This is a genomic window from Rhodobium orientis (assembly GCF_003258835.1).
Lineage (GTDB): Bacteria > Pseudomonadota > Alphaproteobacteria > Rhizobiales > Rhodobiaceae > Rhodobium > Rhodobium orientis.
In genome coordinates this window covers 1-1,104 of the sequence record NZ_NPEV01000113.1, presented here as the reverse complement: position 1 = coordinate 1,104, position 1,104 = coordinate 1, and the positions used below count along the sequence as shown (strand labels likewise).

The window sequence follows — 1,104 nt, the reverse complement described above, 5'->3', positions numbered from 1 at the left end:
TGTCTTCTTAAGCTTCTTTCCGTGCTATATTTCACTGACGGGAGGAAGCGATGGCACAATCAGGAAAGAGGTTGGGAACGGGCAAGCGGGATGCTGCGACGAAGCTTGCCGAGCATCGTCTGAGCGTTCTGGAACTGGCCGGGGAACTCGGCAACGTCGCCGAGGCGTGCCGGCGGCGCGGGCTTGACCGAACGAGTTTCTACGAGTGGAAGCGGCGGTTCCAGACGCAGGGCTTTGAGGGCCTGAAGGACCTGCCACCGGTCCACAAGTCGCACCCGATGACGACGCCGCCGGCGACGGTGGATCGGATCAAGGACCTGGCGCTGGAGCATCCGGCCTATGGCTGCAACCGGCTCGAGGCGCTGCTGGCTCTGGAAGGCACGCGGGTCTCCTCGATCACCATCCAAAAGATCCTCAACGACAGCGGGCTCGGCAGCAAATACGACCGCTGGCTGGCGCTGGAGGAGAAGACCGCCGGCAAGGCGATCGACCTGACGGGCGAACAGGCCGCCTTCATCGAGAAGCTGAACCCGTGCTTCCGCGAGCGCCATGTGGAAAGCGGCGCGCCTGGCGAGCTCCTGTCGGCCGACACCTTCTTCGTCGGCAACCTCAAAGGCATCGGCAAGGTCTATCTGCATGCCGTCGTCGACACCTACGGCTCCTATGCCTTCGGCTTCCTGCACGTCTCCAAACAGCCCGAGGCGGCCGCGGCCGTGCTGCACAACGACGTGCTGCCCTTCTACCGCAACCTCGACCTGCCGGTGACGGCCGTGCTCACCGACAATGGCCGCGAGTTCTGCGGCACCGACACCCATCCCTATGAGCTCTATCTGGACCTCAACGGCATCGAGCACCGGCGAACGCGGGTAAAAACGCCAAAGACCAACGGCTTCGTGGAGCGCTTCAACGGCACCGTGCTCGACGAGTTCTTCCGGGTGAAGATGCGTGAGACCTTCTACGAGAGCGTCGACGCCCTCCAGGCCGATCTCGATGCCTGGCTCGTCCACTACAACACCGAGCGGCCCCATCTCGGCTACCGAAACCAGGGCCGCAGACCCATCGAGACAATCAACTTATTCGTAAGCCAAGAAGCTTAAGTGGACA

At 62.6% G+C, this 1,104-nt stretch carries 1 protein-coding gene; it reads left to right on the top strand.

What is annotated here, in order from left to right; genetic code table 11:
* The first annotated feature begins 50 nt into the window (after positions 1 to 50).
* Positions 51 to 1,097 carry an IS481 family transposase gene (locus CH339_RS23590; RefSeq protein WP_111436861.1) on the top strand — a complete coding sequence of 349 codons (1,047 nt, stop codon included), beginning with the start codon at positions 51 to 53 and terminating at the stop codon, positions 1,095 to 1,097.
* The last annotated feature ends 7 nt before the right edge of the window (positions 1,098 to 1,104 follow it).

Excerpts from the sequence above, each read along its gene's own strand:
- CH339_RS23590 (WP_111436861.1), top strand. The coding sequence starts at position 51 with ATGGCACAATCAGGAAAGAGGTTGGGAACGGGCAAGCGGGATGCTGCG.